This is a genomic window from Devosia sp. (assembly GCF_025809055.1).
GTDB lineage: Bacteria > Pseudomonadota > Alphaproteobacteria > Rhizobiales > Devosiaceae > Devosia.
Genome location: NZ_CP075529.1, coordinates 2,819,054 through 2,834,597, shown reverse-complemented (window position 1 = coordinate 2,834,597; position 15,544 = coordinate 2,819,054). Strand labels below are relative to the sequence as shown.

The window sequence follows — 15,544 nt, the reverse complement described above, 5'->3', positions numbered from 1 at the left end:
TTGCGCTACATGAGCATCACCTACACGTCCAGATTGCTCACATTCAGGGCATTGTCCTGGATGAAGTCGCGGCGCGGTTCGACGAGATCGCCCATGAGGGCAGTAAAAATCTGGTCGGCTTCGTCCGTCTGGTCAATTTCGACCCGGAGCAGGGTGCGGGCATTGGGGTCGAGCGTGGTTTCCCAGAGCTGTTCGGCATTCATTTCGCCGAGGCCTTTATAGCGCTGCAGGCTCACGCCCTTGCGGCCGGCATCGGTGACGGCCTTGAACAGCGAGGCGGGCCCGAAAATATTGATGGTCTCGCCCTTGCGGGTCAGGGTCGGCACGCCGCCGAACAATTCGTCGAGCCGGCCGGCCAGCTGGCGCAGTTTGCGCGCATCGGCCGATTGCAGCAGCGCCCGGTCGATCTGGTGCGTTTCGGTCACGCCGCGTACGGTACGCGAGAAGGCCAGCGCATCCTCGTCGGTCACCGCGCCGCTCCAGCCGCGTTCCAGCTCGTCGGAAATGCGGTCGAGCCGGTTGGCGACGCGCTTCAGCGTCTCGGCGGTCTTTGACGGATCAGACATGCCTTCGGCGTCGAGACCACCGACAATGGCCGCCTGTTCCACCAGGTTGCGGTTGTAGCGGGTGTTGAGATTGTTGATGGCGTTCACGATGTCGCGCGACTGCTGCAGGATGGCCATGAGGTCGGCCCCCGCATGTTCGGCACCGTCGCGCGTGCGCAGCACGGCGTCTTCCAGCCCGCCTTCGAGCAGATAGTCTTCCAGCGCCCGCTCGTCCTTCAGATAGAGCTCCGAGCGGCCGCGCGTGGCTTTGTAGAGGGGCGGCTGGGCGATGTAGATATGCCCGCGCTCGATCAGTTCGCGCGTCTGGCGATAGAAGAAGGTCAACAGCAGCGTGCGGATATGGGCGCCGTCGACGTCGGCGTCGGTCATGATGATGATCTTGTGGTAGCGCAGCTTGTCGGCGTTGAATTCCTCGCGGCCGATGCCGGTGCCGAGTGCCGTGATCAGCGTGCCGACCTGGTCGGAGCTGATCATGCGGTCAAAGCGCGCGCGCTCGACATTGAGGATCTTGCCGCGCAGCGGCAGCACCGCCTGGTTGGAGCGGTCGCGGCCCTGCTTGGCGGAACCACCGGCCGAATCGCCCTCGACGATGAAGATTTCGCTCTTGGCCGGGTCGCGTTCCTGGCAATCGGCGAGCTTGCCGGGAAGCGAGGAGATTTCCAGCGCCCCCTTGCGGCGGGTCAGTTCACGCGCCTTGCGGGCGGCTTCGCGGGCCGCAGCAGCTTCCACCACCTTGCCGACAATGGTGCGCGCCTCGTTGGGATGCTCTTCGAACCACTGGCCGAGCTTCTCGTTGACGACGTTTTCAACCACCGGCCGGACTTCGGAGGAAACCAGCTTGTCCTTGGTCTGGCTGGAAAACTTGGGATCAGGCACCTTGACCGAAAGCACGCAGGTCAGCCCCTCGCGCGTATCGTCGCCGCTGAGCTCGACCTTTTCCTTTTTGGCGATCCCGGAGCTCGTGGCATAGCTCGTGACCTGCCGGGTCAGCGCGCCGCGCAGGCCGGCCAGATGCGTGCCGCCGTCGCGCTGGGGAATGTTGTTGGTGAAGCAGAGCACGTTCTCGTGGTAGCTGTCGTTCCACTGCAACGCCACCTCGACGGTGATGCCGTCCTTTTCGGCGCGCATGGTGATCGGCGTATCGATGACCGGCGCCTTGGACTTGTCGAGATATTTGACGAAGGCCTCGAGCCCGCCTTCATAAAACAGCTCGACCGCGATCGGCTCGGGATGCCGATGATCGCGCAGCAGGATGCGGACACCCGAATTGAGGAAAGCCAGTTCGCGCAGCCGGTGTTCGAGCGTCTTGAAGTCGAACTCGACCATGGTGAAGGTCTGCGGGCTCGGCAGGAAGGTGATTTCCGAACCCGACCGCCCCTCATAGGTGCCCGGCTGCCGGGCCTCGACATAGGAGCCGATCACGGCCAATGGCGCATCGGCCACGCCATGAGTGAAGCTCATCTCGTGAATCTTGCCATCGCGGCGAATATTGAGCTTCAGGAACACCGACAGGGCATTGACGACTGAGACGCCGACGCCGTGCAAGCCGCCGGAAACCTTATAGGAATTCTGGTCGAACTTACCCCCGGCATGGAGCTGAGTCATGATGACTTCAGCCGCCGAAACGCCTTCGGACTTGTGAATGTCGGTGGGAATGCCGCGCCCATTGTCGTTGACCGAGCAGGAGCCATCGGCGTTGAGCGTGACGGTCACCAGATCGGCGTGGCCGGCCAGGGCCTCGTCGATGGCATTGTCGACAACCTCATAGACCATGTGGTGCAGGCCCGACCCGTCATCGGTATCCCCGATATACATGCCCGGGCGCTTGCGCACCGCATCGAGACCTTTCAGCACCTTGATGCTGTCGGCGCCATATTCGTTCGGGGTCGGATTTTCGCTGTCGCTCATGGGGTCCGAATCAGTCGATTTCACGTGAGAATTGTTCTAGCGGAACGGGGGTAAAACCCCAAGAAATTTGCCGGTTTTTGAGGCTTTTGCTGGGCAAAAGCACTTCCAAAAAAGCCCTCTTAGAGACCTCGTGGTGAGCCTGTCGATCCATGCGGTCGCACACGCAGTGGCCGCGACCTCGTCCTTCGACAGGCTCAGGGTGAGGTCAATGGGACATCACGCAGGAGCCAGCCGCCCGTCGCGCACCGAAATGCGCTGCGCCCGATCCTCCAGCGCCTCGAACAGCACCGCATCGGTACCTGTCAGAAAACACTGGGTTTCCAGCCCATCCAGGGCCGCAAACAGAGCCCTTCGGCGGTCCGGATCGAGGTGGGCGGCGATCTCGTCAAGCAGCAGGAATGGCACTATTCCGGTTCGCAGGCGCACGAGCCGGGCATGGGCGAGAATGAGCCCGATCAGCAGGGCCTTCTGCTCGCCGGTCGATCCCAGAGCCGCCGGCATGGCCTTTTGGGCATGAATGACCTCAAGATCGACCCGGTGTGGTCCAGATGTGGTGCGCCCGGCTGCCCGATCAAGCCCGCGCGCCGCATGCCAGCGCTGCGCCAGAAGGGTTTCGAGCTCCGCCGAGGTCGGCGGCACCGCGATATCATCGAGCAGCGGCGTCAGCGCCAGGCGGGCAGCGGGAAAACTCCCGTCCTCCAGGCTCTCGGCAATCAGGGCCTGAAGATGAGCGAGACTGTCGGTACGGTTGAGATGGATGGAGGCACCCAGTTCGGCCATCTGCGCCTCGATGGCCGTGAGCCAACGCGGATCGCCGCCTTCATCGAGCAGCCGGTTGCGCTGGCGCATGGCCTTGTCGAAGTCGCCGACAGTCGCCGAATGGGTGGGAATGAGCGTCGTCACCAGGCGATCGAGAAAGCGGCGGCGGTCCCCGGCAGGGCCGGAAAACAGGCCATCCATGGCTGGTGTCAGCCACAACACGCGCAGGTAATCGCTCATGGCCTCGATCGAGCGGGCATTGGCGCCATTGACCCGCACCCGCCGCCCCCCATCCGGCAGCGATCCGGTGCCGATATCGGCCGGGCCGTCATCGGTTTCGACGGTGGCCGCCACGGCCCAGCCGCCTTCGGCGCCATGCTGGTGCAGGGTTTCGAAACTGGCGCCGCGCAAGCCCCGGCCTGGCGAGAGCACCGACACCGCCTCGAGCAGATTGGTCTTGCCCGAGCCGTTCGGCCCGGTCAGCACCAGATGGCGGGCATCGAGATCGAGTGCTGCACTGGCATAGTTGCGAAAGGCGGTGAGGCGCAGGCGGGAGATGTGGCGGATCATTGCGCCCCTTCTTCCCCTGTCTCCTTGAGGGAGAGGGTGGATCGCGCGCAGCGCGAGACGGGTGAGGGGTGCCAGCCTATCCGGACACACTTTGGCAAGGACGGCGCAGAACCCCTCATTCGCCCCTTCCGGGCACCTTCTCCCTCAAGGGGAGAAGGAAGACATGCGCCTTCGGCGACCACCGACTCACCTCTCTCCCCTTGTGGGAGAGGGTGGACCGACCGCAGGCCGAGACGGGTGAGGGGTCTTATGGATTTTGAAGCCGCCCCACCGCCCTGCGCGCATAGCGCTCCGGGCCTCGTCGGCTTAAATAGCTCCACTGGAGCGCTCTCCCCTGCGGGACGCCGCCTAGACCCGCATCGGCATCAGCACATAGAGCGCATTGGCCTCGCCTTCTTCCTTGACCAGCGTCGGCGAATTGGCGTCGTTGAACAGGAAGATGGCATTGTCGGTGCGGATCTGGCTGATGATGTCGAGCAGGTAGCGGGCATTGAAGCCGATTTCGAAGGCGTCGATGTCGAAATCGACCGCAACTTCTTCATTGGCCGTGCCGTGATCGGGATTGGTCACGGTCAATTCGAGCAGACCGTTCTGCGCCGAGAGCTTGACCGCCTTGCCACCGCGATCGGAAGCAATGGTGGAGACGCGATCCACCGCCACGGCAAAGCCGGCGCGATCGACCAGCATCTGCTTGTCGTTGTTCTTGGGCGTCACCCGGTCGTAATCGGGGAAGGTACCCTCGATGAGCTTGGAGAGCAGCACGACCGGGCCTACGGTGAAGCGGATCTTGGTGTCGGACACTTCGACATGCACGTCGCCATCGACGCCATCCAGGAGCTTCTGAACTTCGCCCACGGTCTTTTTCGGCACGATGATGCCGCTCATGCCTTCGGCGCCGGTGGGCGCGGCGATCTCGGCGCGGGCCATGCGGTGACCGTCGGTCGCCACGGCGCGGAACAGCGCACCGGCGGCCGAGTTCTCGACGGCATGGAAGTAGATGCCGTTGAGATAGTAGCGGGTCTCTTCATTGGAGATGGCAAATTGGGTGCGCTCGATCAATTCGCGCAGCGAGGCGGCAGCAATGTCGAAATCGTGCGGGAAACTGCCCGACTTGAGATCGGGGAAGCTGTCGGGGCTGAGGCAGGCAAGGTTGAAGCGCGAGCGCCCCGAGGTCAGCACCATGTTTTCGCCGCCATCGGTTTCGAGGCGAACCTCGGCGCCGTCGGCGAGCTTGCGGACGATCTCGTAGAGCGTGTGGGCCGGAACCGTCGTGGTGCCGGGGGTCGAGACCATGGCCGGCACGCTTTCGGTCACCTCGATATCGAGGTCGGTCGCCCGCAATTCGACCCGGTCGTCACTGGCCTTGAACAGCACGTTGGCGAGGATCGGATAGGTATTGCGGCGTTCGACCACGCGATGCACATGGCTCAGCGACTTGAGCAGATGATTGCGTTCGAGCGTGACTTTCATTTCTATCGTTCCCTGGCACTCAATACCCGTCCCGAGAGACGGCAAACCCCGGCGAACCGGGGTTTTTGCAACGGATCAGCACATTTGCAATTTGCGCAGGACTTGGCAAGGGCGGGCGGTCTTTTGCCACGGGAATGTGCAGGGTCGCGCCAAAACAAGAGCCCCTTTCCACCCAGGGGAAAAGGGGCTCATGTCATCAAGCGTTCCACCGGACCGATTTGAGCGCCAGGCGCGGCCTGTGGCTACTCCTCAAGCATGCGCTTGAGCAGTTCGATTTCCTGGCCGAGTTCGATATCGTCCTTGATCATCTGCTCGACCTTGCGAACAGAGTGCAGAACCGTCGTATGATCGCGCCCCCCAAAACGACGGCCAATTTCAGGCAGCGAACGAGACGTCAGGGCCTTGGCGAGATACATGGCGATCTGGCGCGGGCGCACCACGTCGCGCGAACGGCGCGCCGAAAGCAGTTCGTTGCGCGGCACCTTGTAGTGGCGGGAGACGGCCTTGAGGATGTCCTCGATGCGCACCCGCTTGGCATCACGCGAACGGATGAGATCGGCGAGGGTCTTTTCGGCCAGGGGCACGGTGATGAGTTCGCCGGTGAGCTGGTTGGCGGCCACCAGGCGATTGACGGCGCCGTCGAGATCGCGGCCATGGCTGATCACCGCGCGGGCGATATAGTCCAGCACCGGCACCGGGAAATGCATGCCGAAGCGGGCCGTAGCCTGATCGGCGCGGCGCTGCACGATGGCGCGGCGCAGGTCCATGTCAAAGGTCGAGATCGGCACGACCAGCCCGCCGGACAGACGCGACTTCACGCGGTCGTCGAGCATTTCAAGATCACGGGGCGGGGCGTCGGCGGCGACCACCACCTGCTTGGCGCCGGTGAGCAGCGCGCCCAGGGTGTGACCGAACTCGGTGGCGGATTTGCCCTGCAGGAACTGCATGTCATCGATCAGCAGCAGGTCAACCCGGCGCAGCCATTCCTTGAAGCCGAGCGCCGACTGGCGCTGCACGGCATTGATGAAATGGTACATGAAGTGGTCGGCGGTCAGATAGACGATGTTCTTGGACGGATCGGCCTCGGATACCGCATGGGCGATGGCATTGAGCAGATGAGACTTGCCCAGGCCAACGGTGGAATGGATATAGACCGGGTTGAAGGTCACTGCATTGTTGATGGCCGCATTGGCAATCTGGCGCGCAACTCCGAAGGCCATTTCATTGGCGCCACCGGCCACGAAGGTCTCGAAGGTCATGCGCGGATCGATGGCGCTGCCGGAAAGTGCGTCGCCATTCTTGGCGCCATCGCGCACAAGGCGCGGCATGGCCGGCGTCTGGGCCGGAACCGGGGCCGTGCTGGGGCTGGCAGCGGGCGCTTCGCTCGGGGTCTCGACCACCGGGGCGATGCGGGTGCGGGCCTGGCCATTGACCCGCATGCTGACGGTCAGGCGGCCGATTTCGGGCAGATCGTTGCGGAAGGTTTCGACAATGCGGTCGGCATAGTTGGACTGCACCCAGGAGCACAGGAACCGCGTCGGCGCGGACAGATGCACCAGGTCATCGACGATTTCCTCGAGTTCGAGGCGCGCAAACCAGGAAGTAAAGACATCCTCGCCCATCGCCGCTTTGAGGCGGGCCCGCACGCGGGTCCAAAGCTCGCGCTGCTCTTGGGAAGGGCTATCGGACATAACAGGTGCACCAGCTGGGAGTGAGGAAGAGGGGGAAGGGGTCTGGGCCGGTGCCCAACTCTGTCTTCCCGCGGTCGCCTGTCGCATCATTGTAGAGTGCCCCATTTCTGTTGTGCCGGACGGTCCGCATCAGCCGCCGGCTCCCGATCTGTTTCCATCCAGTCTGCCATCGGTTCCCGACATGCAGACATGGCTTCGCCCCTGCGCCCGTTTGGCGGGCACACATGTTTTGTTGCGGCTGAACCGCTTTTACGTCGACCTGTTACATGATCCCGGCCAGACCTGGCCGTCGGTCTATAGAACGCTTCCAATCCTGATGACCCGGCAAAACATAATGCCAAACCGACCAGACATTGGCCCCAACATACCGGCCCGAGAGACCGGCAACTGCCCCAAACCCAGACTCGAAAAACCGAGTCTCCCCGGCGATTTGTGAGGGTCGTTCCACCCCTCTTTTCCCCGCCGGCCAAAGTACATTAGAGGCACGGTTTTGGACCCGCAACACGTGAATCGCAGAAATAGGGTCTTGACTCGGACGCTCTGAAATTGGGGGTACCCGGCCCCGAAAAGTAACTCCGCGCAAGGGCCTGTGACTCAAGGCAGATTCCAACACTTAGCCGGACCGGAGCTTTGGAAAATTTATTCCGCCACCCGGCTTTGCAATGGGGTGCAGAGGCACCCTACGGCCCGTTCGAAGACACCCAACCCCTTGCAGGATAATACTTTTTGCCACTGTCTGACTGACAGAAGACTGTCACGTCACGGTCATCGCGACGTCATGTGACAAAGGTGTGGCGAAAAAGCTTGCCTGCCGGGGGGACAAAAAAATGGGCCCCTTGCGGAGCCCATTGGCATTGCCGTGTCGCGCCTTAGGGGCGCCACGGCCGGCTGTCGGATCAGGCCGACAGCGCCTTCACGCGGCTGTTGAGGCGGCTGACCTTGCGGGCGGCCAGATTGGCATGAACAATGCCCTTGGTCGCAGCACGGTTGATTTCCGGCTCGGCAGCCTTGAGAGCGGCAAAGGCGGCGGTGTGATCGCCCGAGGCAATTGCTTCCTCGACCTTGCGGATGAAGGTCCGCACGCGGCTGCGACGCGACTTGTTGATCGCGGTGCGGGCCTCAATCTTGCGGGTCGCCTTCTTGGCTGACGGCGTATTGGCCATTTCGGTCCTCTTGATCGTCCAACCGGCAGGAGCAAGCCGCCTTGGGCGGCCGGGCCTACCGGGATAAAATGAAAGCGGCGGCACATCGACTGCCGCCAAGTTGGCCGGTCTATAGGGGAAGAGGGCGCAAGCGTCAACTGGATTCGGGGCATGCCATTTCCTCGACGCACCCGACCTCGCGGTTCGGCACGCTCGCCATGAGGTCTCCCCCGGCACATCAGTTGACCTCATCCTGAGCCCGTCGAAGGGCGAGGGCATTTCGGCTAAGGCGCCTTCTGGCAAACCGGACAGAAAAAGGTGGACCGCCCCGATTGCACGATCCGCTTCACAACGCCCTTGCAGCCTGGCGTGGGACAGGGATCGCCCTCCCGGTCATAGACCGCGAAATTGTGCTGGAAATAGCCCGCCCCTTCGACACTGCGAAAATCGCGTATCGTGGAGCCGCCCACTTCTATGGCCGCAATCAGCACTTCGCGCACCGCGGCCGCCAGGGCATCGAGCGCCTTTTTCGGACCGCCGTCGGCCCGGACCAGGCTCCGGGCTTCCACGGTCGGCAGGATATGCGCGCGATGCAGGGCCTCGGCCACATAGATATTGCCCAGGCCCGCCACCACCCGCTGGTCGAGCAGGGCCGCCTTGATCGGCGCTTTCTTCCCCCGAAAGGCCACGGCCATGCCCTGGGCACTGAAGTCATTGCCGAGCGGTTCGGGCCCGAGACCGACGAGGAACGGGCTCTGCTGCGCATGATCGTAGAGATCGATGAAGCCGAAGCGGCGGGGGTCGGCATAGATGAGGTGGCTGCGCCCGTGTTGCGGGTGCAACAGGGTCCAGACCATGTGATCGTGCTTGGCGTCCGTCCCCGGTTCATAGTAGCGCGGCGGCTTGTCGATGGGGTGTTCGGCAAAGCGCCAGGACCCGGTCATGCCCAGGTGACTGAGGATTGTGTGTCCATCCGACACGCTCATCAGCAGATATTTCGCCCGCCGGCCGACATGGGTGACGACCTGCCCCTCCAGCGCCGCCACGAGGCCTTTTGGAAACGGGAACCGCAGATCCTGACGGTTGAGCCGGACGCTTTCGATCGTGGCACCCTCGAGCCAGGGCGCCAGGCCACGCCGCACGGTTTCCACCTCGGGCAATTCTGGCATGGGACAACTCCTTCACCCTGCGCGGCTTTGTGCCATGGGCATTTTCCGACGCCTTATATATGGTGCGCGCCAACCAGACACGCCTATCGAGGCCCTTGCCATGACCGAGCCCCAGCACACCACCCATTTCGGCGAGCGGACTGTTGCCCTGGAAGACAAGCAGGGGCTGGTCGACAAGGTGTTCCACGACGTTGCCGACCGCTATGACCTGATGAACGACCTGATGAGCGCGGGCGTGCACCGGCTGTGGAAGGACGCCATGGTGGCCGAACTGGCGCCGCCCAAGTCCGGCACAAGGCCCTATCGCGTGCTCGACATGGCCGGCGGCACCGGCGATATCGGCGAACGCATCGTCAACCGCTCGCTGGGCTATGCCGAAGTCGTGGTGGCCGACATCAATGCCGACATGCTGCGCGTCGGCGCCGAGCGGGCCAGGAGCTGGCGCTATCCCGGCCAGGTCAGCTTTCTCGAGGCCAATGCCGAGACCCTTGACCTTGCCGACAACAGCTTCGACGCCTACACGATCGCCTTCGGCATCCGCAATGTCCCGCGCATTCAGGCGGCGCTGAACGAGGCGCATCGCGTGCTCAAGCGCGGTGGCCGTATCCTCGTGCTCGAATTCAGCCAGGTCGACGTGCCGGGCTTCGATGCTTTCTACAAGCTCTATTCCGACCGGGTCATTCCGCCCATGGGGCGCCTGGTCACCGGCGACGCGCAGCCCTACCAGTATTTCATCGAGTCCATCCGCAAGTTCCCCGAACCCCCGGCCTTCTCGGCCATGCTCGGCAAGGCCGGGTTCCGGCGGGTCAAGCACCAGAGCTTTACCGGCAATATCGCGACCCTGTTCTCGGGCTGGAAAATCTGATCCATGGGGCTCGGTTCGACCTTCCGCCTGATCCATGCCGGCTGGGTGCTGGCGCGCGAGGGCGCCTTCTCGGTGCTGCCGGAACAGTCGCTGCCGCCGATGATGCGGTTCGGCATCGGCATGGCGCGGCTGGTCGAACGGCCATTGGTGCGCAAGACCGGCCGCATCGACCGGCTCAATGCGGCCCTGCACAAATTGGGCCCAAGCTTCGTCAAGTTCGGCCAGACCCTGGCCACGCGGCCCGACATCGTCGGGGCCCAGGCCGCCGCAGACCTGTCGGGCCTGCAGGACCGCATGCCGCCCTTCGACCCCAAGCTGGTGCCGTCCATCCTGAGCGAAGCGCTGGGCGATAAGGCGGCGCAGCTGACGGAAATCAGCGAACCCATCGCCGCCGCCTCCATCGCACAGGTGCATAGCGCCAGGCTGCGCCTGCCCGGCGAGGCGCCCAAACTGGTGGCCGTAAAAATGCTGCGGCCCGGCGTATCGGAACGCTTCCATGCCGATACGCAGGCGCTCTATGCCGGCGCCCGGCTCGCCGAGACCTTTTCGCGCGCCAGCCGGCGGTTGCGTCCCACCGAGGTCGTGGCAACACTCGACCATTCCATGCGGCTCGAGCTCGACCTGCGCCTCGAAGCGGCCGCCATTTCCGAGATGACGGAGAATATCAAGGACGATGCGGGCTTCCGCATCCCCCAGGTGCAGTGGGACCATATCGCCCAGAACGTGCTGACCACCACCTGGATGAACGGCATTCCCATTCGCGATCACGCCGCCATCGATGCGGCCGGCATCGACCGCAAGGCGCTGGCGGCCAAGCTGCTGCAGGGCTTCCTGCGCCATGCCATCCGCGATGGCTTCTTCCATGCCGACATGCATCCGGGCAATCTGTTTGCCGACCCCGGGAGCGGCGATGTCATCGCCGTGGATTTCGGCATCATGGGGCGCCTCTCCAAGCGCGAGCGCCGGTTCCTGGCCGATATCCTCTATGGCTTTATCACCCGCAATTACCGCCTCGTGGCGCAGCGGCATTTCGATATCGGCTATGTGCCGCCACACCAGTCGGTTGACGATTTTACCCTGGCCATCCGCTCTATAGGCGAACCGCTGCATGGGCGTACCGCGGCCGACATTTCCATGGCGCGGGTGCTAGGGCAGCTCTTCACCATCACCGACCTGTTCGAAATGCAGACGCGGCCCGAACTGGTGCTGCTGCAGAAGTCGATGGTGCTGGTCGAAGGGGTGGCGCGCAATCTCGATCCCGAACTCGACATCTGGACCGTCGCCGAGCCGGTCGTGGGCGAATGGTTGCGGCGCGAAGAAGGCCCCCAGGGGCGCCTCGAGGATCTGGCCGGTCACATGAGCCGCATGGGCGAGGCCCTGGGCCGGGTACCAACGCTGCTGGCTCAAGCAGAATTGACCATGGCCGAACATCGCGCGCTGATGCGCGGGCGGCGGGGCGACGGCCTATTGCGCCTGGCCATGATCATCGCGCTGGGTCTTGGCTCCCTGGTCCTTGCCCTGGCCGCCTACCGGCTTCTGACCCTTTCATCATAGGCTTTGAGGCCGCCGCCTCGGCTTGCGGCGGCCAGAACGAATCCATAGAGTGCCAGCGCCCGAACGGCTTGGAGACATCTCGCATGCACCTCAATTGGATCGGAAAGATCACAGCCAGCCTGTTGCTGGCCGCCGGTTTGGCTGGGTGTGTCGATGTGGACGTGGATATCGCCGTCACCGGTTCGGATACCGCCCGCACCACCCTGACGCAGACCATGGACGCCGATTTCTACGCCATGGTCAAAATGAGTGCCGAAGAGGCCGAGGGCGAGAGCGAAGGGTTCTGCGACGAGGGCACCCTGACCGAGACCAGCGAAGGCGGCGCGATCTGCGTGGTGACCCAGGAGGGCGCCTTTGCGAGCCTGGACGTGACCAAGGAAGATGGCGGCGTCACTTTCGAGAACGCCGGCCCGGGTCTCGTGCGTGTCACCCTGCCGACCAAGGACATGCAGGCTGAAGTCGGTGCCGACGAAGACATGGATGCCGAGACCAGACAGATGGTGGAAGCCTTCTTTGCCGGGCGGACCCTCAACATCAAAGTCGCTGGTGCCGAGGTGGTCGAGACCAATATGACGGTGTCGGCGGACAAGAGCTTTGCCAGCCAGGAGATCATGATGCTGGATCTGATCAATGGCGCCGCCAACCTGCCCGAAGAGCTGTTTGCCGTGGTGCGCGTACCGTGAACCCAACCAGTGCGCCGGTTGTCCGGCTGAAAGTCCTGCCGCATGGCGAGGCCCTGGACCTGCCCCACTTCGCCAGCGCCCAGGCTGCCGGCGCCGACCTGCGCGCGGCCCTGCCCGCCGACGCGCCGCTCGAACTCGCTCCGGGTCAGAGGGCGGTGGTGCCCTGCGGCTTCGCCATGGCCCTGCCGGCAGGCTTTGAGGCGCAGGTGCGACCGCGCTCGGGCCTGGCCGCCAAGCATGGCGTGACGGTGCTCAATTCTCCCGGAACCGTGGATGCCGACTATCGAGGCGAGGTCATGGTGATCCTGATCAACATGGGTCAGCAGAGTTTTCGGATCGAACGGGGCGAGCGGATCGCCCAGATGATCGTGGCGCCGGTCATGCAACCGGCCTTTGTGGTGAGCGAGACCCTGGATGAAACAGAACGCGGCGCCGGCGGCTTCGGCTCGACCGGCCGGCTTTAGGCCGGCAAGATCATGGGCCCTGGCCGGGGGCCTGTTGGCCACCGGCTTGGCCGCTCCAGCACTGGCCGGGGATCGCGCCCTTATCGACTTCAAGGGCTTTTCCCCCGACAACCGCTATTTCGTCTTTGAGGAATTCGGCATCCAGGATGGGTCGGGTTTTGCCTATTCCAACATTTACGTCGTCGACCTGAGCACTGATAGCTGGGTCGTCGGCACCCCGGTGCGCGTCATGGCCGAAGACGAAACGGTCAGCCTTCCGGCCATTCGCAATCAGGCTGCGATACGCGCCGCCGGCCACATTGCCGACTTCAGGATAGAAGTCCCGGTCGAGATCGCCGCCCTGATCGGCGATGGCGCGCCGGGCACCGATGCCCGGACACTGGATTTCGGGGCGCCGGGCTACGGTCCGGGAAATGTGTCCGGGAACTATACCCTTTCGCTCACCACCTTTGCGACCACGGCAGCGAGCCCCTGTGCCGACTGGTTCGGCAGCGAGCCGCTCGGCTACGAGTTGCGCATCGCCGATAGCGGCGTGGAGCGCCTCGTGCATCGCGACACCGCCCTGCCGCGCTCGCGCGGCTGCCCGGTGGAATACCGCATTCACAGCGTGGTCATGCCCTTCCAGAGCCCGACGCTGACCAATGCGGTCGCCATCGTCTCGGTCTATCCCGGCGGGTTCGAAGGCCCCGACCGGCGGTTCCTGGCGGTGCCGCTTGGCCTCTGAGCTGACGCCGGAGGAAGTCCAGCGCTATGCCCGCCACATCGTGCTCAAGGGCATGGGCGGGCAGGGCCAGCGGCGGTTGAAGGCTGCGCGCATGCTGATTGTCGGCGCGGGAGGCCTGGGCAGCCCGACCATCGCCTACCTGGCGGCAGCCGGGGTCGGCGAATTGACGATTGCCGATCCCGATCGGGTTTCCCTTTCAAACCTGCAGCGGCAGGTGGTTCACACCACCGCAGATATCGGCCGCAGCAAGGTCGAGAGTGCCGGCGCCTTCGCATCCGCACTCAACCCGCATGTTGGTATCAGGCTAATGGCCGAGGCGGTCACGGACGACACTGCCGACGGTCTCATCTCGTCCTGTGACATCGTCCTGGACGGCACCGACAATCTCAAGACCCGCCGCACGGTCGCCGCGGCCTGCGCGCGGCTCGAAAAGCCATTGGTCTCGGGCGCCGTCTCGATGTTTTCCGGTCAGGTCAGCGTCTTTGCCCCGCATCTGGGCGGCCCGGCTCACGATGCGCTTTATCCCCCCGAAGCCAGCGACGACGCCCTGCCCTCCTGCGAAGCCAATGGCATACTCGGCCCCGTCACTGGCATTGTCGGCACGCTCATGGCCATGGAAGCGATCAAACTGGCCACCGGCCTCGGCCAGCCCCTGATCGGCCGCGTGCTCATCTATGACGCCACCGAAGCGCGGTTTACGGAACTGGCCTACTAGCTGGTCGCTATCGTGTCAGGCCCGAGCTCTTTCTGTCACGCCTCGGGATGCTTGAACACCAGGGCGGCATTGGTGCCACCGAAGCCGAAGGAATTGGAGAGCACATAGCCGAGGTCAGCGTCGTCGCGGCGCTGACGCAGGATGGGCATATCCGCAAAGGCCGGGTCGAGCGTTTCGATATGGGCGCTTTGCGCGATGAAACGGTGCTTCATCATCAGGATCGAATAGATCGATTCATGCACGCCGGTGGCACCCTGGCTGTGCCCGGTCAGCGCCTTGGTCGCCGAAATGGGCGGACACTTGTCCTCGTTGCCGAAGACCGCCCGGATGGCCTCGATTTCCTTGCCGTCGCCGACCGGGGTCGATGTCGCATGGGGGTTGATGTAGTCGATGGGCGCCTTGACGTTGGCGAGGGCCATGCGCATGCAGCGCTCGGCGCCTTCGCCCGATGGCGCCACCATGTCGAGGCCATCCGAGGTCGCGCCATAACCGATGACCTCGGCCCAGATATTGGCACCGCGCGCCTTGGCGTGCTCCAGCTCTTCGAGCACCAGCACGCCGGCGCCGCCCGAGATGACGAAGCCGTCGCGATTGGCGTCATAGGGGCGGGAGGCCACAGTGGGATTGTCATTGAAATCGGAACTCAGCGCGCCCATGGCGTCGAAGAGATCGGTCAAGGTCCAGTCGAGGTCCTCGTGCCCGCCGGCAAAGACCACGTCCTGCTTGCCCAGCATGATCTGCTCCATGGCATTGCCGATGCAGTGCTTGGAGGTCGCGCAGGCCGCGCTGATCGAATAGTTGATGCCCTTGATGCCGAAGGACGTGGCCAGGGTCGCCGAGGCCGTCGACCCCATGGCCTTGGGCACGGCCAAGGGCCCGATCCGCTTGGGCGAGGTGTTCTTGCGGGTGATATCGGCGGCTTCAACAATGGTGCGGGTAGAGGCGCCGCCCGAACCCATGACGATGCCCGTCATGGGGTTGGAGATATCGCTCTCTTCGAGCCCTGCATCGGCGATAGCCTGCTGCATGGCCAGGTAATTCCAGGCTGCGCCCTTGCCCATGAACCGGGTGATGCGCCGGTCGAGCGCCTCGAACGGGTCCAGGCGCGGGTCGCCCTTCACATGGCTGCGAAATCCCAGTTCGGCCTGATCCTCGGCGAAAATCGTGCCGGACCGCGCCTGGCGCAGGCTTTCTGTCACTTCATCGAGCGAATTTCCGATCGAAGAAATGATACCCATACCGGTTACCACTACTCGTCTCATCT

Annotated in this window: 13 protein-coding genes; 6 read left to right on the top strand and 7 right to left on the bottom strand. The window is 63.9% G+C overall.

The annotated features are described in order from the left end of the window. Positions 1 to 20: 20 nt before the first annotated feature. From gyrB to mutM, 6 genes are all read right to left on the bottom strand, one after another. On the bottom strand, positions 21 to 2,474 hold the full coding sequence (gyrB, locus tag KIT02_RS13910) for a DNA topoisomerase (ATP-hydrolyzing) subunit B (RefSeq protein ID WP_297578687.1): 2,454 nt from the start codon (positions 2,472 to 2,474) through the stop codon (positions 21 to 23). Between the two features lie 216 nt (positions 2,475 to 2,690). Continuing rightward, positions 2,691 to 3,803 carry a DNA replication/repair protein RecF gene (gene recF, locus KIT02_RS13905; protein WP_297578684.1) on the bottom strand — a complete coding sequence of 371 codons (1,113 nt, stop codon included), beginning with the start codon at positions 3,801 to 3,803 and terminating at the stop codon, positions 2,691 to 2,693. A 348-nt stretch (positions 3,804 to 4,151) separates the two neighbouring features. Beyond that, the gene (dnaN, locus tag KIT02_RS13900; RefSeq protein WP_297578681.1) at positions 4,152 to 5,273 is read right to left on the bottom strand and encodes a DNA polymerase III subunit beta; all 1,122 of its coding nucleotides are present in this window, start codon (positions 5,271 to 5,273) and stop codon (positions 4,152 to 4,154) included. 242 nt (positions 5,274 to 5,515) lie between these two features. Further along, positions 5,516 to 6,964: a chromosomal replication initiator protein DnaA gene (dnaA, locus tag KIT02_RS13895; RefSeq protein WP_297578677.1), complete on the bottom strand. Its 1,449-nt coding sequence runs from the start codon at positions 6,962 to 6,964 to the stop codon at positions 5,516 to 5,518. A gap of 896 nt (positions 6,965 to 7,860) precedes the next feature. After that, positions 7,861 to 8,127 carry a 30S ribosomal protein S20 gene (rpsT, locus tag KIT02_RS13890; RefSeq protein WP_297578674.1) on the bottom strand — a complete coding sequence of 89 codons (267 nt, stop codon included), beginning with the start codon at positions 8,125 to 8,127 and terminating at the stop codon, positions 7,861 to 7,863. Positions 8,128 to 8,390: 263 nt separating this feature from the next. After that, positions 8,391 to 9,275, bottom strand: coding sequence for a bifunctional DNA-formamidopyrimidine glycosylase/DNA-(apurinic or apyrimidinic site) lyase (mutM, locus tag KIT02_RS13885; RefSeq protein WP_297578671.1), 885 nt, complete (start codon positions 9,273 to 9,275; stop codon positions 8,391 to 8,393). A 100-nt stretch (positions 9,276 to 9,375) separates the two neighbouring features. On the opposite strand from mutM, the gene ubiE reads away from it, so the two are divergent. From ubiE to moeB, 6 genes are all read left to right on the top strand, one after another. Then, entirely contained in the window at positions 9,376 to 10,140 is a 765-nt protein-coding gene (gene ubiE, locus KIT02_RS13880; RefSeq protein WP_297578668.1) for a bifunctional demethylmenaquinone methyltransferase/2-methoxy-6-polyprenyl-1,4-benzoquinol methylase UbiE, read from the top strand. Between the two features lie 3 nt (positions 10,141 to 10,143). After that, positions 10,144 to 11,694, top strand: coding sequence for a 2-polyprenylphenol 6-hydroxylase (ubiB, locus tag KIT02_RS13875; protein ID WP_297578665.1), 1,551 nt, complete (start codon positions 10,144 to 10,146; stop codon positions 11,692 to 11,694). 83 nt (positions 11,695 to 11,777) lie between these two features. Then, complete coding sequence (locus KIT02_RS13870) at positions 11,778 to 12,377, top strand: hypothetical protein (protein WP_297578662.1); 600 nt, start codon at positions 11,778 to 11,780, stop codon at positions 12,375 to 12,377. Then, a complete protein-coding gene (gene dut, locus KIT02_RS13865) occupies positions 12,374 to 12,841 on the top strand; it encodes a dUTP diphosphatase (RefSeq protein ID WP_297578659.1) in 468 nt (155 codons plus the stop codon). Before KIT02_RS13870 ends, dut begins: the two co-directional genes overlap by 4 nt. Positions 12,842 to 12,875: 34 nt before the next feature. After that, positions 12,876 to 13,565 (top strand): DUF2259 domain-containing protein, encoded by a 690-nt coding sequence (locus KIT02_RS13860; protein WP_297578657.1) that lies wholly within the window; start codon positions 12,876 to 12,878, stop codon positions 13,563 to 13,565. Beyond that, positions 13,555 to 14,280, top strand: a complete 726-nt coding sequence (gene moeB, locus KIT02_RS13855; protein ID WP_297578654.1) for a molybdopterin-synthase adenylyltransferase MoeB — start codon at positions 13,555 to 13,557, stop codon at positions 14,278 to 14,280. The genes KIT02_RS13860 and moeB overlap by 11 nt, the downstream gene beginning before the upstream one ends. 35 nt (positions 14,281 to 14,315) lie before the next feature. On the opposite strand, the gene fabB is transcribed toward moeB, so the two are convergent. Then, entirely contained in the window at positions 14,316 to 15,542 is a 1,227-nt protein-coding gene (fabB, locus tag KIT02_RS13850) for a beta-ketoacyl-ACP synthase I (RefSeq protein ID WP_297578651.1), read from the bottom strand. Between the last annotated feature and the right edge of the window lie 2 nt (positions 15,543 to 15,544).

Coding starts and splice junctions, on each gene's coding strand:
- fabB (WP_297578651.1), bottom strand. CDS start 15,542: ATGAGACGAGTAGTGGTAACCGGTATGGGTATCATTTCTTCGATCGGA.
- dnaN (WP_297578681.1), bottom strand. CDS start 5,273: ATGAAAGTCACGCTCGAACGCAATCATCTGCTCAAGTCGCTGAGCCAT.
- ubiB (WP_297578665.1), top strand. CDS start 10,144: ATGGGGCTCGGTTCGACCTTCCGCCTGATCCATGCCGGCTGGGTGCTG.
- rpsT (WP_297578674.1), bottom strand. CDS start 8,127: ATGGCCAATACGCCGTCAGCCAAGAAGGCGACCCGCAAGATTGAGGCC.
- recF (WP_297578684.1), bottom strand. CDS start 3,803: ATGATCCGCCACATCTCCCGCCTGCGCCTCACCGCCTTTCGCAACTAT.
- dnaA (WP_297578677.1), bottom strand. CDS start 6,964: ATGTCCGATAGCCCTTCCCAAGAGCAGCGCGAGCTTTGGACCCGCGTG.
- ubiE (WP_297578668.1), top strand. CDS start 9,376: ATGACCGAGCCCCAGCACACCACCCATTTCGGCGAGCGGACTGTTGCC.
- gyrB (WP_297578687.1), bottom strand. CDS start 2,474: ATGAGCGACAGCGAAAATCCGACCCCGAACGAATATGGCGCCGACAGC.
- KIT02_RS13870 (WP_297578662.1), top strand. CDS start 11,778: ATGCACCTCAATTGGATCGGAAAGATCACAGCCAGCCTGTTGCTGGCC.
- mutM (WP_297578671.1), bottom strand. CDS start 9,275: ATGCCAGAATTGCCCGAGGTGGAAACCGTGCGGCGTGGCCTGGCGCCC.